This is a genomic window from Trebonia sp., assembly GCF_030042015.1.
In the GTDB taxonomy this organism is placed as follows: domain Bacteria; phylum Actinomycetota; class Actinomycetes; order Streptosporangiales; family Streptosporangiaceae; genus Trebonia.
Genome location: NZ_JASIAL010000363.1, coordinates 1 through 23,409 on the forward strand (window position 1 = coordinate 1; position 23,409 = coordinate 23,409).

General features: G+C 70.1%; 21 protein-coding genes. 16 read left to right on the forward strand and 5 right to left on the reverse strand.

The window, feature by feature from the left end:
• Positions 1–434, forward strand: a 434-nt coding sequence (locus Q1N79_RS19495; protein ID WP_300610931.1) for a zinc-binding dehydrogenase, incomplete at its 5' end; no start/stop codon positions are given.
• A gap of 901 nt (positions 435–1,335) precedes the next feature.
• Here the strand turns inward: Q1N79_RS19495 and Q1N79_RS19500 are convergent.
• Entirely contained in the window at positions 1,336–3,066 is a 1,731-nt protein-coding gene (locus tag Q1N79_RS19500; protein ID WP_300610932.1) for a hypothetical protein, read from the reverse strand.
• Positions 3,067–3,550: 484 nt separating this feature from the next.
• Here Q1N79_RS19500 and Q1N79_RS19505 point away from each other — a divergent pair, with 484 nt between their 5' ends.
• Complete coding sequence (locus Q1N79_RS19505; protein ID WP_367185110.1) at positions 3,551–3,850, forward strand: WhiB family transcriptional regulator; 300 nt, start codon at positions 3,551–3,553, stop codon at positions 3,848–3,850.
• A 21-nt stretch (positions 3,851–3,871) separates the two neighbouring features.
• Here the strand turns inward: Q1N79_RS19505 and Q1N79_RS19510 are convergent, their stop codons facing one another.
• Positions 3,872–4,576, reverse strand: coding sequence for a phosphoribosyltransferase (locus Q1N79_RS19510; protein ID WP_300610933.1), 705 nt, complete (start codon positions 4,574–4,576; stop codon positions 3,872–3,874).
• Between the two features lie 41 nt (positions 4,577–4,617).
• Between Q1N79_RS19510 and Q1N79_RS19515 the strand changes: the two genes are divergently transcribed.
• The 10 genes from Q1N79_RS19515 to Q1N79_RS19560 all read left to right on the forward strand — a co-directional run bounded on the left by Q1N79_RS19515 (position 4,618) and on the right by Q1N79_RS19560 (position 15,423).
• Positions 4,618–4,755, forward strand: a complete 138-nt coding sequence (locus tag Q1N79_RS19515; protein WP_300610935.1) for a hypothetical protein — start codon at positions 4,618–4,620, stop codon at positions 4,753–4,755.
• 373 nt (positions 4,756–5,128) lie between these two features.
• Entirely contained in the window at positions 5,129–6,808 is a 1,680-nt protein-coding gene (locus tag Q1N79_RS19520) for a nitrite/sulfite reductase (protein ID WP_300610937.1), read from the forward strand.
• The gene (locus tag Q1N79_RS19525; RefSeq protein WP_300610939.1) at positions 6,805–6,960 is read left to right on the forward strand and encodes an Insertion element protein; all 156 of its coding nucleotides are present in this window, start codon (positions 6,805–6,807) and stop codon (positions 6,958–6,960) included. The genes Q1N79_RS19520 and Q1N79_RS19525 overlap by 4 nt, the downstream gene beginning before the upstream one ends.
• A 95-nt stretch (positions 6,961–7,055) precedes the next feature.
• Positions 7,056–7,730, forward strand: coding sequence for a phosphoadenylyl-sulfate reductase (locus tag Q1N79_RS19530; protein ID WP_300610941.1), 675 nt, complete (start codon positions 7,056–7,058; stop codon positions 7,728–7,730).
• 89 nt (positions 7,731–7,819) lie between these two features.
• Positions 7,820–8,566 carry a sirohydrochlorin chelatase gene (locus Q1N79_RS19535; RefSeq protein WP_367185111.1) on the forward strand — a complete coding sequence of 249 codons (747 nt, stop codon included), beginning with the start codon at positions 7,820–7,822 and terminating at the stop codon, positions 8,564–8,566.
• Positions 8,567–8,736: 170 nt separating this feature from the next.
• On the forward strand, positions 8,737–10,824 hold the full coding sequence (gene glgX, locus Q1N79_RS19540; RefSeq protein ID WP_300610943.1) for a glycogen debranching protein GlgX: 2,088 nt from the start codon (positions 8,737–8,739) through the stop codon (positions 10,822–10,824).
• A 4-nt stretch (positions 10,825–10,828) separates the two neighbouring features.
• Entirely contained in the window at positions 10,829–11,641 is an 813-nt protein-coding gene (locus tag Q1N79_RS19545; protein ID WP_300610945.1) for a pyrimidine reductase family protein, read from the forward strand.
• Between the two features lie 29 nt (positions 11,642–11,670).
• A complete protein-coding gene (locus Q1N79_RS19550) occupies positions 11,671–12,117 on the forward strand; it encodes a MarR family transcriptional regulator (protein WP_300610947.1) in 447 nt (148 codons plus the stop codon).
• Positions 12,117–13,895 (forward strand): MFS transporter, encoded by a 1,779-nt coding sequence (locus Q1N79_RS19555; RefSeq protein WP_300610949.1) that lies wholly within the window; start codon positions 12,117–12,119, stop codon positions 13,893–13,895. The genes Q1N79_RS19550 and Q1N79_RS19555 overlap by 1 nt, the downstream gene beginning before the upstream one ends.
• Positions 13,896–13,950: 55 nt before the next feature.
• Positions 13,951–15,423 carry an MFS transporter gene (locus Q1N79_RS19560; RefSeq protein WP_300610992.1) on the forward strand — a complete coding sequence of 491 codons (1,473 nt, stop codon included), beginning with the start codon at positions 13,951–13,953 and terminating at the stop codon, positions 15,421–15,423.
• Here Q1N79_RS19560 and Q1N79_RS19565 read toward each other — a convergent pair.
• Entirely contained in the window at positions 15,377–15,790 is a 414-nt protein-coding gene (locus tag Q1N79_RS19565; RefSeq protein WP_300610951.1) for a hypothetical protein, read from the reverse strand. The two genes, Q1N79_RS19560 and Q1N79_RS19565, sit on opposite strands and share 47 nt — an antisense overlap.
• Before the next feature lie 111 nt (positions 15,791–15,901).
• Positions 15,902–16,732 carry an alpha/beta hydrolase gene (locus Q1N79_RS19570; RefSeq protein ID WP_300610952.1) on the reverse strand — a complete coding sequence of 277 codons (831 nt, stop codon included), beginning with the start codon at positions 16,730–16,732 and terminating at the stop codon, positions 15,902–15,904.
• A gap of 151 nt (positions 16,733–16,883) precedes the next feature.
• On the opposite strand from Q1N79_RS19570, the gene Q1N79_RS19575 reads away from it, so the two are divergent.
• On the forward strand, positions 16,884–18,290 hold the full coding sequence (locus tag Q1N79_RS19575) for a glutamate decarboxylase (protein WP_300610954.1): 1,407 nt from the start codon (positions 16,884–16,886) through the stop codon (positions 18,288–18,290).
• Positions 18,291–18,389: 99 nt separating this feature from the next.
• Positions 18,390–19,715, forward strand: a complete 1,326-nt coding sequence (locus Q1N79_RS19580; protein WP_300610956.1) for a Rieske 2Fe-2S domain-containing protein — start codon at positions 18,390–18,392, stop codon at positions 19,713–19,715.
• A gap of 10 nt (positions 19,716–19,725) precedes the next feature.
• Here Q1N79_RS19580 and Q1N79_RS19585 read toward each other — a convergent pair whose 3' ends face one another.
• Positions 19,726–21,396 (reverse strand): serine/threonine-protein kinase, encoded by a 1,671-nt coding sequence (locus Q1N79_RS19585; protein WP_300610958.1) that lies wholly within the window; start codon positions 21,394–21,396, stop codon positions 19,726–19,728.
• Between the two features lie 476 nt (positions 21,397–21,872).
• On the opposite strand from Q1N79_RS19585, the gene Q1N79_RS19590 reads away from it, so the two are divergent.
• Together Q1N79_RS19590 and Q1N79_RS19595 are read left to right on the forward strand one after the other, a co-directional pair.
• Positions 21,873–22,754: a DUF4397 domain-containing protein gene (locus tag Q1N79_RS19590; protein WP_300610960.1), complete on the forward strand. Its 882-nt coding sequence runs from the start codon at positions 21,873–21,875 to the stop codon at positions 22,752–22,754.
• 3 nt (positions 22,755–22,757) lie between these two features.
• Positions 22,758–23,399 carry a class F sortase gene (locus Q1N79_RS19595; RefSeq protein ID WP_300610962.1) on the forward strand — a complete coding sequence of 214 codons (642 nt, stop codon included), beginning with the start codon at positions 22,758–22,760 and terminating at the stop codon, positions 23,397–23,399.
• The last annotated feature ends 10 nt before the right edge of the window (positions 23,400–23,409 follow it).

Sequence of the window (23,409 nt, forward strand, 5' to 3'; positions counted from 1 at the left end):
TGGCCCGTGAGCTCGGCGCCACCCACGCCATCGACACGACCGGTCGCGACCTGGCCGACGTGACCGCCGAGGTGACCAAGGTGACGGGCAACGGCGCCGACGTGGCGCTGGACACCACGGGCAACCCCGCGGTGATCCTGGCCGCGGTCAGCGCGCTGGCCACGCACGGGACCGCGTCGGTGATCACGAGCAGCGGCCCGCCCGTCACCCTGCCTCCCGGGGTGCTGCTCCTGAAGGGCCGCAAGCTGCGCGGCTCCATGGGCGGCCACATCAACCCGGCCGTCTTCATCCCGCGGTTGCTCGACCTGCACGCCCGCGGCCGCTTCCCGGTGGAACGACTGGTGAAGAACTACCCGTTCGCGCAGGTCAACACGGCGATAGCCGACTCCCTGTCGGGCGCGACGATCAAGCCGGTCCTCACGTTCGGCAAGTGAGCCGGTCCCCAGTTGCGGGGTCAGCGTGCAGTCGCCTGCTCCGGCCCCGCGCTGTCCCGGCTGCCCCGGGCACACCGGGCGCATCGGGTGCCCGGGCCGCACTGCGGTTTCCCCCGCCGCCGGGCCCCGCGTGTACCCTGCGCCCCCCTGCGTCGCGCGCCCGGCGGGATGCCTGAATTAACTGCCCAGGGGATGAGGCATGAGGCTTGACTCAGGCATCCGCGGCGGTCGCGGCTGCCCGGCGCGGGTACCCGCGGATGAGCCGGATCTGTGCCCGGCCGTGACCCCCGCCGTCCCCTGCCGCCCTTGCTGCTGGCGTGCCCGCCCGGGGTGTGCGCTTGATGATCATGGGCCGGAGGTGGCCGCGGGCGGTCCCCTTTGACCCATGATCATGTCCTATGGGCGGTTTCCGGGAGGTGGTTCATCGCTGGACGGGGAAATGTCGGCTATGTGGCCGCTGCTGGCGGGGTTGACTCGTGACCTGCCCTGCGCCGCAAAGGGGGCCAGCGGCCACGGCCGACACCTTCTGTGACCGAAGACGGCTCACGTGGTGACCGCAGCACTCACGGCCGGCTCACCAGGCCTTGGCCGCCTCCGCTGCCCGGTGGGATGCGACGTTATGCCCGATGGTGCGCGGCAGGTTCTGTGTCCGGTCGCTCCCGCGGTCTGGCGGTTATCGTGGCGTGCGGTGCCGGCGGGCCGGTCCGGCCTTGTAAAGCAGGGCATTCGGGGCAGGACGGGAGCGGTCCGGTCCGTGACACGCCAGGGACCGCCAGCTAAGGGGCCGGTGCGGAGGTCGCCTCCTCGGCGAGAGGCGCGACGCGGCTCCAGCCGAACGGTATTCCGCGAAGGCGATATTAGGTGCGGCCCGGGGGACCCTAGCCGCACCGGCCATTACTTGCTAACGCCGCGGCGTGTATCGCTGTTCCCGGGAATCCCGCGAGTTGTACGGCGGGTTCTCGCCTCGGTCGCGGGACTGCGCGTCGCCGTCCCAGTACCCCTGCTGGGCGGGCCTGGCCTGGCCGATCGGCGTAAAGCTCGGCGTCGCCTGGTAGGCGGCCGTCCGGTCTTCGTCCGGGTATCCGGCAGCGTACGCGGCGTCGGCGTACGACCGCTCGCCGCCGTAGCCGGCCGCTCCGTAGTCCGCTCCGTAGTCCGCTCCGTAGTCCGCTCCGTTCGGCGTGAACGTGGGCGTGAACGTGGGGACCGGTGCCGGGGCCGACTGCTGGGTGTTCGCGTAGGGCGATCCGGCCTCATAGCCCGCGCCGTTGGCGGGGTAGGCACCGCTGCCATTGTCCTGGTACCCATTGTCCTGGTACCCATTGTCCTGGTACCCGGCGCCTTGGTACCCGTTGCCCGGGTAGCCGCCGTCCTGGTACGCGCCGTCGGCGTAGCCGCCGTCCTGGTACGCGCCGTCGGCGAAGCTCGGCGCCTCGCCATGCCCCGCCGGCTCGGAGTAGCCCGCCATGCCCGTGTAGGAGGGCTGCTCGCGGTAGGCAAGCGGATAGCGCTCGCCGCCAGGAGGCGCCGCCATGGCCGCGCCGCTGTCGACGGGCGCCGAGGCCGCTCCGGTCTGGTCCTGGACGCTGTAGCCCCGGTTCCCGAAGCTGCCGTCAGGGAAGTCGAGCCCCGGGTACACCTGCTCGGCGTGCGCGGGCGCGGCGAACCCCTGGTCGTCGTAACCCTGCGCGTCATATCGCGGCTCGTCGTACCTGTGCGCGTCGTAGCCTTGCGCGTCGTAGCCCTGCGCGGAGCCGTACGCCTGGCTGTCACCGTAGGACTGCGTCCCCTGGTAGGACTGCGTGTCCGGGTACGCCCGCGAGTCCTGATAGGAGCGCGGCTCGGGGTAGGACTGGGATTCGGGGTAGGACGGCGTCTCGGGGTAGGACGGCGTCTGGGCGTAGGACGGCGCGCCGTACGTCGGCGCTGCCGCGTACGGCTGGCTGTCCGCGTATGGCTGGCTGTCCGCGTAGTCCTGGGCGCTGTAGTCCTGCGCGGCGCGCGCGCCGCCGTACTGCTGCGCCCGGTAGTCGCTGAGGTAGGTGGGCTCGGCAGCGTACCCGGCGTCGGCTCCGTACCCGGCGTCCGCGCCGTACCCGCCGTCGGCTCCATACGATGGGGCGCCGCCTCCGTACCCGCCGTCGGCGCCGTACCCCGTGTCGGCGCCGTACCCGCCGTCGGCGGCGTAGCCGCCCGCCGCGGTGTAGCCGTCCTCGGCGCCGTACCTGGCGTGCGCGGCGTAGTCCGGCTGGGGAGCGTAACCCGTGTGACCCGCGTACTCCGTGCTGTACCCGGCTTGTGCGCCGGCGACCGCCGTGATCGCGCCCGTGTACGGTTCGCCCGGCGCCGCGTTGATCGCGAGCCGCGGCCGCTGCCCGGCTGCCGACTCCGGTCTGCCGCTGGCCTGGCCGCCGTGACCACCGCCCATGCCCCGCTGCAGGGACTCCATCATCCGCGGCAGGTCGTCCATGGGCAACCGGAAGGTGCCGGTGCAGGTTCCCCCCTGCCAGATGCTGAATACCGCGATTCCGGTGTCGGCGTACCAGCTCAGACGCATGCTGCGCGAACTGCCGCGTACGTCGAAGAAGACTTCGCCGAGTCGCGGCAGTGGTGCTGCGTCCGACGCTGACATGCTGCCCATGGTGGCCCCCCAGCCAAGCGTTTGTCCAGTTCGTATAGAGTATTGCCCATAATGCCCCGGCGTGACCCAGTCGCGGGGAGATGTCGCCCGCCCAGCGCGCCCGGCATGTCGTAGCCGGTGGCGGCCCGCGCGGCGGGAAATTTTCCCGACATATCAAGGGAAAAATGTGACGCTGCCATGCACGAGTGGCAGCGCCGGTGGCATGATAGTCCGCAGGCTTTCCTGCCCCCGTCGTACGGGACCCATCTTCTCACGGGATTCTGTCTGGTGGGCAGGCGTCCGCCACGCATGTGGCTGCCGTCCGCGAGCATGCTCACGCCATCGTGCGAGCGCGTCTACTGGCGCGCGGGAACACTCTGGCGACTCAGAGCGTTGCATGATCGACGGCAGTTACCGCGTACTGGGCTCGCGTGCTAACGAGCCACTAGCAAGGGTAACGCAAGACTAAAGCAACTTTGTATGAGGTGACCGATCCATGTCTCAGGTGCGCAGGCAGACGGCGATGCTTCCCCGCCCTAACTGGGGGTGGCAGGACGCTGCCGCGTGTCGTGGCGAGGATCTGATGCTCTTCTTCGGCCCAGACGGTGAGCGGCAGCCAGAGCGGGAGATCAGGGAGCGCAAGGCCAAGGCCGTCTGTGCGAGCTGCCCGGTCCGGATTGAGTGCCTCAACTACGCCGTTGCCCGCCCTGAGAAGTACGGCACTTGGGGCGGCCTGAACGAGGACGAGCGCTCCGCGGAGCGCCGTCGCAGGATGCGCCGCGCCAACGCGGCCTGACAGCCCGCGTCCAGACCAGCGCTATCGAGAAGCGGCGAGCAGCGTCAGCACGTCGGCGTCGGTCAGCTGGCCGAATTCGGCGTACCACTCCCCCACGCTATGGAACCGGCGAGGTGTGACAAGAGTCACCACCTCGTCGGTTTCTGCTTTCAGCGCCCGCGCCGCCTGCGTGGAGGCGACCGGCACCGCGAGCACAAGACGCTCCGGGCAGCGGGCCTGCAGGGCGCGCAGCGCGGCCCTGGCCGTCACCCCGGTCGCCAGCCCGTCGTCAACCACGATCACGCGCCGGCCCGCGAAGTCCGGCGGCGGCCGCCCGCCCCGGTACACGAGGACTCGCCGCGCTAGTTCGGCCCGTTCCCTGGCGACGACAAGCGCCAGGTCGCGCGGGCGCAGCCCGGCCCGGGTCAGCATCTCCTCGTCGAAGACGGGCTCGCCGCCTTCGGAGATGGCGCCAAGGCCAAGCTCGGGCTCGTCCGGGTGGCCGATCTTCCTGGTCACGAGCACTTCAAGCGGCAGGCCCAGGCATGCCGCCACGGCCCGGCCCACCGCGACCCCGCCTCTGGGCAGGGCAGCCACCACGGTCCGTTCTGGATGATGGGCAACAGCAGCGGAGTACGGGCCTGTGCCCGCCAGCCGTTTACCAAGGAGCAGCCCGGCGGCGGCGCGGTCCGGGAACAGCAGTGGGAAAATCCCGGCCGCGCGGGGCTCAGGGAACGCGCTGGCCATGTCGGCGCGGTTATACCCGGCGAGCGCGCACAATAAATACCATGATCTGCCTCCCATGCCGCCAGCGGCACCACGAGGACTGCCCGGGCGGCACCTGGTGCGACTGCCAGCACCTGCCGGCCCGCGACGCCAGCCAGGCAGCGTCAGAACCGTCGCTGAGCTGGGTCCGCCAGGGCTAGGGGATATTTACAACAGAAAAGGGCGCCGGGCCAGGAATACCCGCGCCGCGCGGGAAGTTGCGCTGATCATGACCCATCTGGGCTGGACAGCGGCGCTTGGAATGTGTGATCCTGCTCAGGTGAGTGTTACGGACCCGATGCTCGTCGTGCGTCGGCACGTCGATTTCCTCCGTGTCCGCAGCGCCATTTGTCGCCTCGCACGCTGACCGCCGCCTATCGTTAAAGCCCAGGTTTGCTACCGTTTAACCGGGTTTACAGGGCGCGCACCGCGAGCAGCCGGGCGGCCTTTTCTTTTCTGCCGCCACGGTGGCCGTGGACGGCGCGTGCCCGCGACCGACTTCGCCGCCCAGTGCAGGAAAAGTAAGGACGCCGCATGTCTCCCGTCACCACCCGCCGCACCCGCGGCGAGGGGCAGTGGGCGCTCGGATACCGCGAGCCGCTCAACAAGAACGAGGAAAACAAGAAGAACGACGACGGGCTGAACGTCCGCCAGCGCATCATCGACATCTACTCCCGCCGCGGCTTCGACTCGATCGACCCGGCTGACCTGCGCGGACGGTTCCGCTGGTTCGGGCTGTACACGCAGCGCCGGCCGGGGATCGACGGCGGCAAGACCGCCGTGCTTGAGCCCGAGGAGCTCGACGACCGCTACTTCATGCTGCGGATCCGGATCGACGGCGGCCAGCTGTCCAGCGAGCAGCTGCGGGTCGTCGCGGGAATCTCCAACTCCTACGCCCGGGGCACCGCCGACGTGACCGACCGGCAGAACATCCAGCTGCACTGGGTCGAGATCGAGTCCGTCCCCGCGATCTGGGCGGCCCTGGAAAGCGTGGGCCTGTCCACCACCGAGGCCTGCGGCGACACCCCGCGCGTGATCCTCGGCTGCCCGCTTGCCGGGATCGACGCCGGCGAGATCATCGACGCCACCCCGGAGATCGCCGCGATCGGCGAGCGGTACATCGGCGATCCCGCGCTGTCCAACCTGCCGCGCAAGTTCAAGTCCTCGATCAGCGGCTGCGCGGCGCAATGCACCCACCATGAGATCAACGACGTCGCGTTCGCGGCTGTCAGGCATCCGGATAGCGGCGAGGCCGGCTACGACCTGTGGGTCGGCGGCGGGCTGTCCACGAACCCGATGATCGGCAAGCGGCTCGGCACCTTCGTCAGGCCCGGGCAGGTGCCCGAGGTGTGGGCCGCGGTGGCGTCGGTGTTCCGCGACTACGGGTACCGGCGGCTGCGGCACCGCGCGCGGATCAAGTTCCTTCTCGCCGACTGGGGCCCCGAGCGGTTCAGGGAAGTGCTCGAGAAGGAGTACCTGGGCTACGCGCTCCCCGACGGACCCGCCCCGGCGGCACCGGAGGGCGGGGTCCGCGACCACGTCGGCGTGCACGCCCAGCGCGACGGCCTGCACTACGTCGGGTTCGCGCCGCGGGTCGGCCGGCTGACCGGCGACGCGCTGCGCGTGATCGCTGACCTGGCCGACAGGTACGGCAGCGGGCGGGTGCGGACCACCACCGAGCAGAAGATGCTGATCCTCGACGTCCCCGGCGGCAGCGTGGACGCGCTCACCGCCGAGCTCGCGGCGGCCGGCCTGCCGGCGAAGCCGAGCGTGTTCCGGCGGCACATGATGGCCTGCACGGGGATCGAGTTCTGCAAGCTGGCGATCGTGGAGACCAAGGGACGCGCCGGCGACCTGATCGCCGAGCTGGAACGGCGGCTGCCGGATTTCACCGAGCCGGTGACGATCAACGTCAACGGCTGCCCGAACTCCTGCGCCCGCATCCAGACGGCCGACATCGGCCTCAAGGGATTGCTGGTCACCGACGCCGCGGGAAAGCAGGTGGAGGGCTTCCAGATCCACCTGGGCGGGTCGCTGCGCGGCGGCGACGCGCAGGGATCGGGGTTCGGCCGCAAGGTACGCGGCCTGAAGACCACCGCCGAGGAGCTTCCCGACTACGTGGAGCGCGTCCTGCGGCGGTTCGAGGCCGGTCGGGAGAGCGGCGAGACGTTCGCGCAGTGGTCGCTGCGGGCAGCGGAGGAGGACCTGACATGAGCAGTCCATCGGGGCGCGCGGTGCCGTTCTACTGCCCGTACTGCGGCGAGGAAGACCTGGAACCGCAGGGCGCCGCGGACGGAGAGTGGCACTGCCGCAGCTGCACCAGGAGTTTCCAGCTACGATTTGCCGGGATAGGGGCCGCGCTGTGAGCGGCCTAGGCCGTACGCTGGGCGGTCTGGGCGGTTCGCTGGGTTTGCCCGGCCAGGACGACGATGACGAGCGATACGCGGAGGATCCACAGCACATGCGCAGCCTCGCCGAACAGGCAGCCGAGGAGCTGGAAGACGCCTCTGCCGAGGATGTCATACGCTGGGCGGTCGACACGTTCGGCGATCGCGTGTGCGTCACGTCCTCCATGACCGACGCGGTGATCATCCACCTGGCCTCCGCGATCCGCCCCGGCATCGACGTGGTGTTCCTCGACACGGGCTACCACTTCCCAGAGACGATCGGCACGCGCGACGCGGTTTCCGCCGTCTACCCGGTGAACCTCGTCAACGTCACCCCGTCCCGCACGGTCGAGGAGCAGGACGCCGAGCTCGGCCCCCGGCTGTACGGGCGCAACCCGGACCTGTGCTGCTACCTGCGCAAGGTCGAGCCGCTCGAACGCGCGCTCAGCGGCTACGACGCATGGATCACCGGCGTGCGCAGGGACGAGACCGCGGCCCGCCGGTCGACCCGGGTGGTGGAGTGGGACGACAAGCGGGAGATGGTCAAGGTCAACCCGATCGTGGCGTGGACCGCCAAGCAGGTCGACGACTACATCGCGACCAACGGCGTGCTCGTCAACCCGCTGGTCTACGACGGCTATCCCTCGATCGGGTGCCGCACCTGCACGATCCGGGTCGAGCCGGGCGCCGACCCGCGCAGCGGCCGCTGGGCCGGGACGGGCAAGACCGAATGCGGCATCCACGCCTGAGTTCGGCCCGTGCCGCGGATGTGTTCCCGGTTTCTGCTGCTATAACGACGCGAACCGGGAACAAATGCGGGCGGCTGCGGCCGTCGCTTGTGGCTGTCGCGCACGGATCGCGAGATCCGCGCGCGGCCGCTGCGATCAGCGAGCTCGTCGCCCGCGTGCGGTCCCTGGCTGCCGCACGGGGCCTGGCGGGGCTTGACGTGCGCGTCGCGTTCCTCGACCACTGCGCGCCGTCGCTGCCCCAGGTGCTTGGGTCGGCGGCCGATCGGCGCGGCTGCGTGGTCGTCCCGCTGCTGCTGACCGCCGCGTACCACAGCGAGACGGACATCCCCGCGCAGCTCGCCGCGGCCCGGAAGGCGCTCCCCGGGCTGGACATCCGCTACGCGGACACGCTGGGCCCGCACCCGCTGCTGCTCGACGCGCTCGAGCGGCGCCTGGCGGAGGCCGGGTTCTGCGGCGATCGCGCCGGGACCGGCGTCGTCCTCGCGGCCGCGGGGTCAAGCCACCCAGCGGCGAACGCCACGATCGCCGCGCTGGCCGCCCAGTGGCAGCGTCGTGGCGGCTGGCGCGCCGTCGTCCCCGCCTACGCCTCCGCCGCGTCCCCGGCGCCCGCCGCGGCGGTGCAGGCGCTCGCCGGCCGCCGAACGCTCGTCGCCACGTACCTGCTCGCCCCCGGCTACTTCGCCGACAAGGTCCGCCGCGGCTCGCTCGCGGCGGGCGCCGCAGCCGTATCGGGCGCCCTCGGCGCCGCGCCCGAGGTCGCCGGCGTCGTCCTCGACCGGTACCAGGCCGCGGTCCGTGCCGAGGTTCGGGTTGTGGCGAAAGCCCAGTTATCCTGAACGGACCGTGGGGAGCGCCCAGTTAGTAACTGGCTCCGCGGGGCAAACCGAACACGGGAGCATGCCCGTACGGCTCGCGGCCGCGAACAGCCTGGCGCGGTAAAGCGGTAAAGGTGCGGTAAAGGTAGAGCGGTACAGTCGTACGCTCAGGCGGTACCGCTAGGAGGCGAATGCATACCTGGCCGGGAGCCCCGTATCCGCTCGGGGCGACGTGGGACGGGTGGGGAACGAACTTCGCCTTGTTTTCCGAGGCCGCCGACAGGGTTGAGCTGTGCCTGTTCGACGAGTCAGGCGCGGAGTCCCGTGTCGGGCTGACCGAGGTGGACGGCTTCGTCTGGCACGGCTACCTGCCGGCGATCAGCCCGGGCCAGCGCTACGGCTACCGGGTGTACGGCCCCTACGAACCCCGCCGCGGGTACCGCTGCTCCCCCGTCAAGCTGCTGCTCGACCCCTACGGCAAGGCGGTCGAGGGCGACGTGGCCTGGGACGAGGCGCTGTTCGACTACCAGTGGTCCGACCCGCGCAAGCCGAATACCGCCGACAGCGCTCCCTTCATGCCGAAAAACATCGTGATCAACCCGTTTTTCGACTGGGGCAACGACCGGCCGCCGCGCATCCCCTTCCACGAGACCGTCATCTACGAGGCGCACGTGCGCGGCCTGACGCTGCGGCACCCCGAGGTGCCGCTGCACCAGCGCGGCACCTACGCGGGGCTAGCGCACCCCGCGGTGATCGAGCACCTGAGACGGATCGGCGTGACGGCCGTGGAGCTGCTGCCCGTGCACCAGTTCGTGCCCGAGCAGGCGCTGGTCGCGCGCGGCCTGACCAACTACTGGGGCTACAACACGATTGGCTTCCTCGCCCCGCACAACCGGTACTGCAGCGCCGGGCAGCGCGGCGAGCAGGTCGGCGAGTTCAAGACGATGGTGAAGGCGTTGCACCAGGCGGGGATCGAGGTGATCCTCGACGTCGTCTACAACCACACCGCGGAGGGTGACGGCCGGGGCCCGACGCTGTCGTTCCGCGGGATCGACAACAAGGCCTACTACCGGCTGGACGACCGGGACCCGTTTCGGTACATCGACTACACGGGGTGCGGCAACAGCCTGAACGTGCGCAATCCGCACTCGCTGCAGCTGATCATGGACTCGCTGCGCTACTGGATCCTGGAGATGCACGTCGACGGGTTCAGGTTCGACCTGGCGTCCGCGCTGGCCCGCGAGCTGCACGACGTGGACCGGCTGTCCACGTTCTTCGACCTGGTGCAGCAGGACCCCGTGGTGTCCCAGGTCAAGCTGATCGCCGAGCCGTGGGACGTCGGCGAGGGCGGCTACCAGGTCGGGAACTTCCCGCCCCTGTGGACCGAATGGAACGGCAAGTACCGCGACGCGGTCCGCGACTTCTGGCGCGGCCAGCCGGACACGCTGCCGGAGTTCGCCTCGCGGCTGACCGGGTCCAGCGACCTGTACGAGACAAGCGGCCGCCGGCCCGTGGCGTCGGTCAACTTCGTCACCTGCCACGACGGGTTCACCCTCGCCGACCTGGTCAGCTACGACAGCAAGCACAACGCCGCCAACGGCGAGGACAACAGGGACGGCACCGACGACAACCGGTCCTGGAACTGCGGGGTCGAGGGCCCGGCCGAGGACCCGTCGATCCTCGAGCTGCGCGCCAGGCAGCAGCGGAACTTCCTCGTCACCCTGTTCCTTTCGCAGGGCATCCCGATGCTGCTGGCCGGGGACGAGATCGGCCGCACCCAGGCCGGCAACAACAACGCCTACTGCCAGGACAACGAGCTGTCCTGGGTGGACTGGAGCCGGGCCGCCGCCGAGCGCGACCTGCTCGAGTTCACGCGGCAGCTAGCCCGGCTGCGCCGCCGCCACCCGGTGTTCCGCCGCCGCCGGTTCTTCAAGGGCAAGGCCGACATCGCGTGGCTGACCCCGGCGGGCGAGCCGATGACCGAGGCGGACTGGCAGGCCAGTTACGCCAAGTCGGTCGCGGTCTTCCTCAACGGCGCGGCGATCACCGAGCCGGACCCGCGGGGCGACCCGGTCACCGACATGAAGTTCCTGCTGCTGTTCAACGCCGGCCCGGAGCCGATCACGTTCACGCTGCCCGAGGCGAAGCTCGGCTCGGACTGGGAGGTCGTGATCGACACGCTCAGCCCTGACGGCATCGGGGACGGCGAGGGGTTCGGGCCGAAGAGCAAGATCGAGGTCGCCGGGCGCGCCGTCGTCGTGCTGCAGTGCAGGACCTGACCTGATGCGGCAGCTCGCTGACGACGCGGCCGATCTCGACGGCCCCCGGCTCGCCGAGCTGTACGCCTATCCCCGCCCGCACTGGCTGCGCGCCAACATGGTGGCAAGCGCCGACGGCGCGGGTTCCCTCGGCGGCCTGTCCGCCGGCCTGTCGGCAGCGGCCGACCGGCGGCTGTTCGTCGTGCTGCGCGCCCTGTGCGACGTGGTGCTCGTCGGCGCGGGCACCGCGCGGACCGAGGGGTACCGGCCGGCCCGGCGCCGGCCTGAGCTGGCCGGACTGCGCGCGGGCCGGACACCGACCCCGCCGATCGCCCTGGTGACCCGGTCGCTCGACCTGGACGTTGACGCGGCGCTGTTCACGGCCGCCCCGGCAGCTGCCCGCACGATCGTGATCACCTGCGCCGCCTCCCCCGCCGCCAGGCGCGCCGCGGTGGCGCGGGTCGCGGACGTGCTCGTGGCGGGCGGGGACGCGGTCGACCTGAAGGAGGCGGTCGCCGCGCTGGCCGAACGGGGCCTTGGCCGGGTGCTCTGCGAGGGCGGACCGCACCTGCTCGGCGACGTGGCGGCGGCCGGCCTGCTCGACGAGCTCTGCCTGACGATCAGCCCGCTGCTGGCCGGCCCGGGGCAGTCCCGCATCACCGCCGGCCCGGCATTCCCCGCCCGCCCGATGTCGCTCGCGCACGTGCTGCGGGATGACGGCTTCCTGTTCTGCCGCTACCTTGCGGACAACCGTTTATCATCCCGAACGAACAGTGGCGACTGCGCCGGGAAACGCCGCATCCGCGGGCGTTCCGCGATCCGGCGGCCTAATTGCTAAGCCAAAACTTATCAGTTATAACTTAGTGTATGGAGCAGGCCGGGACCGTTCGGGATGTCACTGATGTTGCGGCGGCGGTCCGGGTCGCCGTGGGAATGCTGGTGCGCAAGCTGAGGCAGATCCCGTCGGAGGGTGAGCTGACGCTCGCCGAGACGTCGGCGCTGTCCCGGCTGGACCGGGGCGGCCCGGCCACCTCGAGCGATATGGCGAAACAGGACCGGATCAGCCCGCAGTCGATGGGCGCCACGCTCGCCGTGCTCGAGCAGCGCGGCCTGGTCTCACGCGACCGGGACCCAGCGGACGGCAGGCGGATCGTGCTGTCCATCACGGGGGCGGGGCGCCAGGTGGTGAACGACCGGCGCAGCGCGCGCACCGCGCGGATCGCGGCGGCGCTGCGCGGCGGGTTCACCCCCGCCGAGCTCGACCAGCTGATGACCGCGGCGCCGCTGCTCGAGCGGCTGGCGGAGAAGCTCTGATGGCGGATGCGCGCCCGCCCCGCCCGGCAGCCGTCAAGCCCGACCGGTACGCGTGGATAGCCCTCGCGAACACGACCGCGGCCATCTTCATGGCGGCGGTCGACGGCTCGATCGTCATCATCGCGCTGCCCGCGATCTTCCGCGGCATCCACCTGGACCCGCTGGCGCCGGGCAACATCAGCTATCTGCTGTGGATGATCATGGGCTACCGGCTGGTCCAGGCGGTGCTCGTGGTGAACCTGGGCCGCCTCGGCGACATGTTCGGCCGGGTGCGCATGTACAACGCGGGCTTCGTGGTGTTCACGGTCGCGTCGGTGCTGCTGTCGTTCGACCCGTACCAGGGCACGCACGGGGCCCTGTGGCTGATCGGCTGGCGCTTGCTGCAGGCCGTCGGCGGCTCGATGCTGATGGCCAACTCGGCGGCGATCCTGACCGACGCGTTCCCGGCGGAGCGGCGCGGCTTCGCGCTCGGCACCAACCAGATCGCCGCGCTCGCGGGGATGTTCGTCGGGCTGGTCGCGGGCGGCCTGCTCGCCGCGTGGGACTGGCGCGCTGTGTTCTGGATCAACCTCCCCGTCGGCATCTTCGGCACGCTCTGGGCGTACCTGCGGCTGCGCGATAACGGCGAGCGCCACCGCGGCAGGATCGACTGGTGGGGCAACCTCACGTTCGCCCTGGGCCTGTTCACGCTGCTTGTCGGCATCACCTACGGCATTCAGCCGTACGGCCGTCAGTCGATGGGCTGGGAGAACCCCGTGGTTCTCGGCGAGCTGGGCGGCGGCGTGGCGCTGCTGTTCGTGTTCGTCATCATCGAGACGAAGATCGCCGAGCCGATGTTCCGGCTCGCCCTGTTCAAGATCAGGGCGTTCACCGCGGGCAACGTCGCCGGCCTGCTTGTGTCCATCGCCCGCGGCGGCATCCAGTTCATGCTCATCATCTGGCTGCAGGGCATCTGGCTGCCGCTGCACGGCTACGCCTACAGCCAGACCCCGCTGTGGGCGGGCATCTTCCTGCTCCCGATGACCGCCGGGTTCCTGGTATCCGGCCCGACCTCAGGGATCTTGTCGGACAAGTTCGGGTCCCGCGGCATCGCCAGCGCGGGGATGGCCGTGTTCGCGTCCAGCTTCATCGCCTTGATGCTGCTTCCCGTCAGCTTCCCTTACTGGGCGTTCGCCCTGCTGATCGCGATGAACGGCATCGGCAGCGGCATGTTCGCCTCGCCGAACTCCTCCTCGATCATGGGCAGCGTCCCGGCCAGGGACCGCGGCGTGGCTTCGGGGATGCGTGCGACGTTCCAGAACTCAGGGACCGCGGTGTCGATCGGGGTCGTCTTCACGCTGATGATCGCCGGCCTGTCCAGGACCCTGCCGTCGACGCTGAGCGGCGGCCTGATCAGGCTCGGCGTGCCGTCCGGGGTCGCCCACCAGGTGGCGACGCTGCCGCCGGTGGCGTCGCTGTTCGCGTCGGTACTCGGGGTGAACCCGATCCAGCACCTGCTCGCGCAATTTTCTCCTGTTGGCACAAACCAGCCGGCGGGCATCCTGTCGTCGCTGCCCGCCGCCAGCCGGGCGGCGCTGACCGGCCGGGAGTTCTTCCCGAGCCTGCTGTCCGGCCCGTTCCACAGCGGCCTGATCGTGGTCTTCGGCGTCTCCGCCGGCCTGTCCGTGCTCGCCGGCCTGGCGTCCCTGCTGCGCGGCGCCCGCAAGTCTCCCCTCGACCCGGGGACAGGCTCCGGCACCGACTCCGGCCAGGGCACCCGCGCGGCGATACCGGGCTGACGGCGCCCGCCCCCGGTACCTAACGCGCGGCGCGGCAGCTACCGTTAGGGCGGTGATGCAGACGCGAGTGACCGCCATGCGCGGTTCCGCGTTCACCACGGGCCTGATCTGCGCCGCCCAGTTCGTCCTGCAGCTCGACTTCAGCATCGTGAACGTGGCGCTGCCCACGATCGAGCGGGAGCTGGGCATGGCCCCGGCCGACCTGCAGTGGATCGTCACCGGATACTCGCTCACCTTCGGCTCGCTGCTGCTGGCCGGCGGCCGGCTCGCCGACCTCATCGGGCGCCGCCGGGTGCTGGTGACCGGCCTGGTGCTGTTCGCGGTCGCCTCGCTGGCCGCGGGGCTGGCGCAGTGGGCGGTCATGCTGATCATCGCGCGCATGGTGCAGGGCGCCGCGGGCGCGATGGTCTCCCCCGCCGCGCTGTCGCTGCTGACGACCGGCAGCGCCGAGGGAGCGGCGCGGACCAGGGCGCTGTCGCTGTGGCAGGCGGCCACCGCCTCCGGCGCGACGACCGGGATCATCGCCGGCGGCCTGCTCACCCAGTACCTCGGCTGGCGCGCCATCTTCCTGGTCAACCCGCCGCTGATCGCGGTCATGCTCGCGTTCGTCCCGCGGCTGCCCGCCGGCGCGGGGCAGGGCAGCGGCCGGATCGACGTGCGCGGCGCCGCGCTGATCACCGGGGCGATCGCGGCGCTTATCTACGGGCTCAGCGAGGGCCAGCAGCGCGGGTTCACCGCGCCGGTCAGCCTCGCCGCGCTCGCCGCCGCGGTCGCTCTGGCAGTCCTTTTCATTCATACCGAACGAACGGTCGCGGCTCCCATGCTCCCGCCGTCTCTGCTGTCGGGCCCGACCGCCCGGACCCGCCGTGCGGCGGTCGGCGTGATGCTGCTCATCGGCGCGGTCCTCGCCGGCTACGTGTACTTCGTCTCGTTGTACCTGCAGCGGGTGCACCACTTCACCCCGCTGCAGGCCGGGCTCGCGCTCGTTCCCGCGACCGTGACGGTCGTGCTCACGTCCACGCTCGGCACGCGCGCGCTGCTGAGCAGGTTCTCGGTCAGGCAGGTGCTGCTGGCCGGGCTGGCGTGCATGACCGCCGGGCAGCTCTGGCTGTCCCAGGTCACGGCCGGGTCCGGGTACGCCACCAGCGTGCTGCCCGGCGTGGTCCTCACCGCCCTCAGCATCGGTCTCACGCTGCCCACCGCGTCGATCGCCATCACCAGCGGCGTCCACGGCCGCGACCAGGGCATCGCGGGCGCCATGTTCACCACCGGCCAGCAGACGGGCGCGGCCGTCGGCCTGGCGATCCTGGCCACCGCGGCGGCGGCCCGCACCGCGCACGCCTCCGGTGACCTGGTGGCGGGCTACCGGCTGTCCTACCTGATCGGGGCGGGGATGTGCGTGCTCGCGATCGCCGCGACCGCCGCCGGCATCCGCTCAGGCGCCCGGCGCGAGGAAACGGGAGCGGGCGCCGACGCGGAGGCTACGAGCACCCGTGCCGCGACGTCGCCGCGCCCGGATGCGCCCTGAACACGACCCGGTGCCCGTACCTGTCGGTGAACACCGCCTCCGTGGCGGACAGAAGCGTCATCGTGCCCGCCTGGTAGGGATTCCCCCAGCCGGCCGGCGGGCTCGCGGTCCCGCCACCGGGCGGATGAACCGCCTCGAAATACGTGTTCCCGATGCGGGCCTCATCGATCCCGCAGCGCGTGTACAGCTCATAGGCGAACGGCTTCGCCAGCGGGATCACGGTCGAGGTGCCGCGGGGCGCGGCGCCGGCGGCATGAGCCGGCGCGACGTGCGGGGCCGAGGCGCTCATGTAGGCCACGAGCACTCCCGCCGCCGCGCCGACCGCCACCGCAGCAAGCCCTTGCCACAACCCGTGCACCGCGCTCACCCCTGTCCCGCGCGCCTGCCCATCCCGTCACGGCTTTGACGCCGCCGCGCCGTGCGTGGTTCCGGCCGGGACCGTCCCCCAGTCCGTGGCGGAAGGGGATCAGGCAGCGGGTTACTTGAAGAACCGCAGCAGCTCGGAGTTGACCTCATCGGAGTGGGTCCAGCACAGGCCGTGCGGCGCGCCCTCGATCGGCACGTACTCGCTGCCCTTGATGAGCTCGTGGGTGCGCGGCCCGCAGGCCTCGATCGGCAGCACGCGGTCCTCGGTGCCGTGTATGACGAGGACCGGAATGTCGATCTTCGCCAGGTCGGCGCGGAAGTCGGTGTACCACGAGGGGACGCACGCGATCGTGCCGGGCGGCGAAGCGCTCACGGCCTGGTTCCAGGAGTCCTGGACGCACTCGGCGCTGACCCTCTTGCCGAGGTTCTTGTCGAGGTTGTAGAAGTTCTTGTTCCAGTCGGTGAAGAAGGCGAACCGGTCGTGGATGATCGCCCCCTCGATCTCGTCGAAGACTTCCTGCGGGACACCGGTCGGTGTCTGCGGGGTCTTGAGGAGATAGGGCGGCACGCCGGAAACGATCGCGGCCTTGCGCACCCGCTGGGTCCCGTAGGTCCCGAGGTAACGGGCGATCTCGCCGCCGCCCATCGAGTGCCCGGCCATGTCGAAGTCCCACAGGTCCAGGGTTGTGACGAGCTTGTGCAGGTCGGCCGCGAACGTGTCGTAGTCGTAGCCGGTGCTCGGCTGGCTCGACTCGCCGAAGCCGCGCCGGTCATAGGTGATGACCCGGTGCCCATCGGCGATCAGTGCTCGTTCCTGGCGCTCCCAGGCTCTGCCGTTCAGCGGGAACCCGTGGATAAGGACCACCGGCCTGCCCGAACCGTGGTCCTCGTAGTACAGCTCGATCGGCATCGAGTTTTCCTCGCCGATTGTGACGAACGGCATGAACGCCTCCCTGAACTCTTTGAAGCTCACTAAGCTCCTCTCTTATCTCCCCTTTCACAACGTTAGGTAATCATTGCATCGCGCAGCGTCTTTCCCGGTCTTACGAGAAGCTCGGCATCCGGGCAGGTCCACGGCTCGCTAGGCTGTCGCCATGGCCGCACTGCACAAGCAGGTCGAAGAACACGAATCGGGCGACGAGCTCGATATCAACCCGGTCTACTTCCGGGAGAAGAGCTGCGAGATCCCCAGGTACCGGCTGCCCGAGCACGGCGTGCTGCCGCGCACGGCGCTGCAGGTCGTCAGGGACGAGCTGATCCTCGACGGCAACGCCAGGCTGAACCTGGCCACGTTCGTCACCACCTGGATGGAGCCAGAGGCCGAAGAGCTGATGGCCGAGTGCTCCTCCAAGAACATGATCGACAAGGACGAGTACCCGCAGACCGCCGAACTCGAGAGGCGCTGCGTGAACATCCTCGGCAGCCTGTGGAACGCCCCGTCGGGCGGCGAGGCCGTCGGCTGCTCCACCACCGGCTCCAGCGAGGCGTGCATGCTCGGCGGCATGGCGCTGCTGTGGCGCTGGCGGGCGCGGCAGCGTGCCGCGGGGGCCGCGACCGGCCGCCCGAACCTCGTCATGGGCTCCAACGTCCAGGTGTGCTGGGAGAAGTTCTGCCGGTACTGGGACGTCGAGCCGCGGTACGTCCCCGTGGTGCCGGGGCGGTACCACCTGGGCGCCGCGGAGGCGGTGGCCGTGTGCGACGCGAACACCATCGGCGTGGTCGTGATCCTGGGTTCGACGATGGACGGCAGCTACGAGCCGGTGAGCGAGGTCAACTCCGCGCTTGACAGGCTGCACGCCGAGAAGGGCCTGGACGTGCCGATCCACGTGGACGGCGCCTCCGGCGGGTTCATCGCGCCGTTCCTGCAGCCGGACCTGGAGTGGGACTTCCGGCTGCCGCGGGTGGCCTCGATCAACACCTCCGGGCACAAGTTCGGGCTGGTCTACCCCGGCGTGGGCTGGATCATCTGGCGGGACCCGGCGTGCCTGCCCGAGGACCTGATCTTCCGGGTCAACTACCTGGGCGGGGAGATGCCCACGTTCGCGCTGAACTTCTCCCGGCCGGGCGCGCAGGTCGCCGCGCAATACTTCAACTTCCTGCGGCTGGGATACTCGGGGTACCGGCACGTCCAGCAGACGTGCCAGGACATCGCGATGTACCTGTCGGGTGAGATCGCCAAGCTCGGCCCGTTCGAGCTGCTCACCGACGGCAGCGAGCTGCCCGTGTTCGCCTTCAGGCTGCGCGACGACGTCGCCGGGTACTCGGTGTTCGACGTCTCCGAGCGGCTGCGGATGCGGGGCTGGCAGGTGCCCGCCTACACCTTCCCCGAGAACCTCACCGACATGGCGGTGATGCGGATCGTCATCAGGAACGGGTTCAGCATGGACCTGGCGAACCTGCTGCTTGACGACCTGCGGCTGCACGTGCGGATCCTCGAGCACCACCCGCAGACGCAGATGCCGCCGGAGCTGCAGGCCAAGCGCCAGTCGTTCGCGCACTAGTACCTGGTCCCGCCGTTTTTAGTGCGCACGGCGGTTGACTAGCACCGCCTCCTGAGCAACGGTGACGGAAAGGCACCTGACGGCCCAAGGAGGTATGCCGTGCTGTCGAGGGAGGACAACGAGATCCTGACCCGGGTCGGTCCCGGGACACCGATGGGCGACCTGCTGCGCCGGTACTGGATCCCGGCTTGTCTGAGTTCCGAGGTCGCGGAGCCGGACGGCGCGCCCGCCCGGGTCCGGCTGCTCGGCGAGGACCTGGTGGCGTTCCGCGACACGCGAGGCCGCGTGGGCCTGGTCGGGGAGTCGTGCCCGCACCGCGGCGCCTCGCTGTTCTACGGGCGCAACGAGGACTGCGGGCTGCGCTGCACCTACCACGGCTGGAAGTTCGACGTCACCGGCCAGTGCGTGGACCAGCGCAGCGAGCTGCACCCGTTCGCGCACCGGATCAAGATCACGTCATACCCGACCCGCGAGTCCGGCGGCATCATCTGGACGTACCTGGGCCTCGCCGGCACGATGACGCCGTTCCGTGATTTCGGCACGGAGTCGCTGCCGCCTGAGCTCGCCGGGGCGAACAAGGAGGTCATCTACTGCAACTGGGTGCAGTCCATGGATGGCGACCTGGACACCGCCCACATCTCCAACCTGCACCAGTTCGACTCGATCGACGACGTGCCCGACGACGGGACCGACAAGCCCGGCTACCCGTCGGGATACATGTCGATGAAGTTCTGGCGGCACGACCCGCGCGCGGTGATCGAGGTGGACGACACCTGGCACGGGTTCCGCTACGCGGGCATCCGCACGACGCCGAACGGGTACAAGCACGCGCGGATCACCGCCTACATCTTCCCTTCAAGCACGATCATCGCGCAGATCCCGTTCAGCACCAGGCAGATCTTCGTGGTGCCCGCCGACGACTACACCACCTACCGGTACAACTTCACCACGCAGCCGCCGCAGAACCCGCGCGGCCTCGGCGGCCCGCTGTTCTTCACCTACGAGAAGTACCCGTTCACGATGATGCAGCCGAACGGCGTCGTGCCCCGCCTGCACACGCGCGGCAACGACTACAACATCGACCGGATCGCCCAGAAGGGGACCTCCTACAGCGGGATCGTGGACTTCCGCAGCCAGGACGCGATGGCGACAGAGACGGCGGGGCCGATCTACGACCGGAGCAGGGAGCACCTGGGCAGCACGGACGTCGCGCTGATCCGGATGCACCGCCAGCTGCTGCGGGCCGCCAAGGGCCTGGCCCGCGGCGAGCAGCCGCCGGCGCTCGGCGGCAGCGGCGACTTCCGCGCGATCCGCGGCGCGGAGAAGATCCTCGCCGACGGCGAGGACTGGCGGGTGCTCGGCACCGACGCGGACCCGATCGTGGCCGAAGCGCTCCTCGCGCTCAAGGAGCGGCCCGGGGGGTGAGGTCCCGGGGTTAGCGGCGGGTCCCCCTGATGGAGCCTGTCATCGGCGCTCCGCCGGGGTCCGCGCCGGTCGGATAATAAGCGACGCAATCAAGACTGCGGCTGCCGGCTTGCCACGCATGGTCACTGAATGGCGCGAGAGCGGCATAGTGGTATTCGGATTCTGACGACGAGATCCCGACGTAGCCGGCGAACTCTTTGTCGCATCCCGTCTGCACCTGGTTTTCGACGGCTTCCTCGCCAGGATACGATTCCCCGGCAGCCCAGAAATGATCATCGGCGAAGAATACTTCCGCGAGGTGACTCTGGTCGCACGGCACGGCCTCGGCCAGCGCCGGCCAGGGCTGATCCCCGTTGAGGCCCAGGTTCGTCCCGGTCAGGCAATCTCCGCTCTGGAGCTGGGCAATGGTCAGCATGCTCATAGTGGATGCCGAGCTGGGCGAGGGCGTCGGGCTAAACGCGGCCGTCGGGGTAGCGGCCGTTTTCAGGCTTATCGCGGACGACCGGCTGATCGTGGGTGCCGGCGGCCGATGACCGCCATGACCGGGAATGGCGACCAGGGCGATGATCGCACCCGCACCCGCCGCGAGCACCGCGACTGCTGAGACGTACCAGTGACGGTGGCGACGGACGCCCCCGGCTGCCCGCGGCACGATTGTGCTGCCCGCGAAGGGCTGCGGTTGCCTGGTGGCAGGATCGCCGGCCTCGGCGGCAAGGGCCGCGATCGGCGTTTCGGCCAGCTCGCCCGAGTCCACGACCAGTGGGGTCTCGGCCGGCGGGCTGGCGAGAGGCCGCGGTGGAGCGAGTACGCCGGCGTACCTGCCGCGACGGTACGGTGCCAGGCCCAGCGCTTCCCGCAGCGCGTCGGCGAAGTCCCCGCAGGACGCATACCGCTGGTCCGGAATCTTGGCCATCCCCTTGGCCAGGACCTGATCCACGGCGCCCGGCACGTCCGGGCGCCGTTCCGACAGCGACGGGGGCGGGGCGTCCAGGTGCGCCGCCATCACCGCCCAGGCCGAATCCCGCTCGAACGGCGGCGCCCCCGTCAGCAGCCGGAACGTGACGCAGGCGAGCGCGTACTGATCAGCGCGCCCGTCCACGGCCAGGCCGCCGATCTGCTCTGGTGCCGAATAATCCGGTGTGCCTATCACGAGCCCCGGTTCGGTCAGGCTCACCGATGACAGCGCGGCCTTGGCTATCCCGAAGTCCGATAGGTACACGTGATCGGGGCGGCCCTCCCGCGCGTCGACCAGGATGTTTCCCGGCTTGACGTCCCGGTGCACCAGCCCCGCGGCATGCGCGGCATCCAGCGCCGAGGCCACCGGCGAGACGAACTCCACGGTCCGCTCCGCCGACAGCGGACCCTCCCGCTCCAGCACCACCCGCAGGTCACCGCCCTGGACGAACCTCATCGCGATGAACAGCACCCCGTTGGCTTCGTCCGCCTCATACACCGGGATGATGTGCGGGTCATCTACCCGCGCTGCCGCCCGCGACTCGGCGAGGAACCGCTGCCGGAACGAGGAGTCCGCCGCCCGCGCCGGATCCAGGATCTTCAGCGCTACCAGCCGGTCCAGGCGCATGTCCCTGGCACGGAAGACTCGCGCCATCCCGCCCGCCCCGACCTCGGCCTCCAGCCAGTACCCCGCTAGCCGCGAGCCGGGCTGGAAATCCTCGCTCACCACACCTCCCCCAGGCTCAGCCGTCGTTGTGCCCCTGAGTTCCGGTAATGTTCACGGGCATACGCCGTTCATGGCGCTCAATTATCCGATCCGCTGTCTTTACCCGCAACCAGGCAAAACCCGGCGAATCGCGTTAGCTGGACGGCGCCACGCCGCGGACGCAGGGACACGGGCGGTGGTTAAGGCGCAGGCCGCGCAGATCGCGGGCCCGCGGGTGACGCGGGCGCTGCGTCTTGCACGGGCAGGGCGTGCCGCCCGCCGTGAAGCATTCAGATAGTGTCGTTTTCTCACAGATTCCGAAATGGCCGTTTCCCCGGATCAGGCACATGGCCGGATTCTCCCAGACCGGGTTGCTACTGCGCAATCTCGCATCTAATGTAAGCACCGCGTACATCGTCGCAACGCTCCGAGCCCGATGGGCCTGACAAGCGGACAGAGATTTTCCGCATCTTCGGGAGGGATCCATAGTGACACTAATGAAAGTTTGGCTCACGCCCTGGCGGATGGCCGTGGTGCTGGCCTTTTCGGCCTTGCTGCTCGGCATTCCCGCTGCGGTGGCGTCTTCCGCGGCCACGAGTATTGGCTACGTCGCCCTCGGTAACCTGTCCGCGAGCCCGAGCCCCGTGGACGTGTACCTGTATTCGGCCGGGGATTCCACTGCCCAGCTCGTGGAAGACAGCGTCGCCTACGGGACGATATTGCCCTATCAGCAGGTTAATGCCGGCAACTACACCGTGCGGATACGGACTGCCGGGTCGTCCCCGACGAGCACTCCCGCCTGGTCCGTCAGCCTGACCGTGAAGCCTGATGGCGCGTACATAGTGGCCCCGCTCAGGACGACGTCCACGGCGGGCACACTCCAGGTGATCGACACGGACCTGACGGCGCCCAAGGGCGAAGCCTTCCTGCAGGTGATCCAGGCCGACGTTGACCAGTCGAAGGTGACATTCCACTGCAGTTGCGGCGGTCCAGGCGCCAAGGGAGACATCGTGACCGACGCGGCGCCCGGTTCCGTGAGCAAGCAGGCGGGCATCCCGCCCGGACCCTGGATCATGACCGCGACCGGACCCACGGCGAACACGAGCCGGTCCGTTCCGCTCACCGCGGGCCAGGTGCACACGGAGATCGTGATCAAGTCAAGCACCGGCGGCATCCAGATAGAAGACCTGCTGGATGCCGCTGCTCCCAGCACGGCGCCCACGGGCGGCGTTAGCACCGGGCTCGGCGGCACCGCGTCGCACGGCCCCGGCTCGCCGCTGCCGTGGCTCGCGGTCATCGGTGCCGGGGCGCTGATCACCCTGGCCGGCGGCCTGCGACTCAGTGTCGGCCGGCTACGCCGGCTGACCGCGCGGGGATAACCGGTGCTCATCCGCAGGCCGGCCGTCGTCGTGTGCGCGGCCGGCCTGCTGGTGATCGCGGGCGGGACGGCCGGGCTGCTGCTGACCCGGCACTCGACTGCGGCCATGCGACCGCCCCCGCTCGGTGTAGCGGCCCTGCCCGCCCCCACGGGCCCGGTCGTCGCCCCGCCGCCGCAGGTGCTTGAGAAGCCGGCTCCGGCGGTCGCCAGGCCGGTGTTGCTGACCATCCCGCTGATCGGGGTGCGGACTAAGCTCATCACTCTTGGCCTGACCGCGGGCGGGGAGTTGCAGGTGCCGTCGACGACGACCGTGGCGGGCTGGTACACCGGCAGCCCGCGGCCAGGGGCGATCGGCCCAGCCATCATCGTCGGCCACATCGACTCGCTGACGGGTCCCGGCGTGTTCTTCCGGCTGTCCGAGTTGCAGCCCGGGGACCGCGTCTACGTCCGGCGCGCCGACGGGACGACGGTGGAGTTCCGCGTGACGGCCGTGCAGACCTATCTCAAGGACCAGTTTCCGACCGCGACCGTGTACGGCCCCGCCCCCTATCCAGAGCTGCGCCTCATCACATGCGGCGGCGCCTTCGACTACGCCACGGGCCACTACCTCAGCAATGTCGTTGTCTACACCACGGAAGTGAGCTGACCAGGGCCGT

Coding starts and splice junctions, on each gene's coding strand:
- Q1N79_RS19500 (WP_300610932.1), bottom strand. CDS start 3,066: ATGTCAGCGTCGGACGCAGCACCACTGCCGCGACTCGGCGAAGTCTTC.
- Q1N79_RS19505 (WP_367185110.1), top strand. CDS start 3,551: ATGTCTCAGGTGCGCAGGCAGACGGCGATGCTTCCCCGCCCTAACTGG.
- Q1N79_RS19510 (WP_300610933.1), bottom strand. CDS start 4,576: ATGGCCAGCGCGTTCCCTGAGCCCCGCGCGGCCGGGATTTTCCCACTG.
- Q1N79_RS19515 (WP_300610935.1), top strand. CDS start 4,618: ATGATCTGCCTCCCATGCCGCCAGCGGCACCACGAGGACTGCCCGGGC.
- Q1N79_RS19520 (WP_300610937.1), top strand. CDS start 5,129: ATGTCTCCCGTCACCACCCGCCGCACCCGCGGCGAGGGGCAGTGGGCG.
- Q1N79_RS19525 (WP_300610939.1), top strand. CDS start 6,805: ATGAGCAGTCCATCGGGGCGCGCGGTGCCGTTCTACTGCCCGTACTGC.
- Q1N79_RS19530 (WP_300610941.1), top strand. CDS start 7,056: ATGCGCAGCCTCGCCGAACAGGCAGCCGAGGAGCTGGAAGACGCCTCT.
- glgX (WP_300610943.1), top strand. CDS start 8,737: ATGCATACCTGGCCGGGAGCCCCGTATCCGCTCGGGGCGACGTGGGAC.
- Q1N79_RS19545 (WP_300610945.1), top strand. CDS start 10,829: ATGCGGCAGCTCGCTGACGACGCGGCCGATCTCGACGGCCCCCGGCTC.
- Q1N79_RS19550 (WP_300610947.1), top strand. CDS start 11,671: ATGGAGCAGGCCGGGACCGTTCGGGATGTCACTGATGTTGCGGCGGCG.
- Q1N79_RS19555 (WP_300610949.1), top strand. CDS start 12,117: ATGGCGGATGCGCGCCCGCCCCGCCCGGCAGCCGTCAAGCCCGACCGG.
- Q1N79_RS19560 (WP_300610992.1), top strand. CDS start 13,951: ATGCAGACGCGAGTGACCGCCATGCGCGGTTCCGCGTTCACCACGGGC.
- Q1N79_RS19570 (WP_300610952.1), bottom strand. CDS start 16,732: ATGCCGTTCGTCACAATCGGCGAGGAAAACTCGATGCCGATCGAGCTG.
- Q1N79_RS19575 (WP_300610954.1), top strand. CDS start 16,884: ATGGCCGCACTGCACAAGCAGGTCGAAGAACACGAATCGGGCGACGAG.
- Q1N79_RS19590 (WP_300610960.1), top strand. CDS start 21,873: ATGAAAGTTTGGCTCACGCCCTGGCGGATGGCCGTGGTGCTGGCCTTT.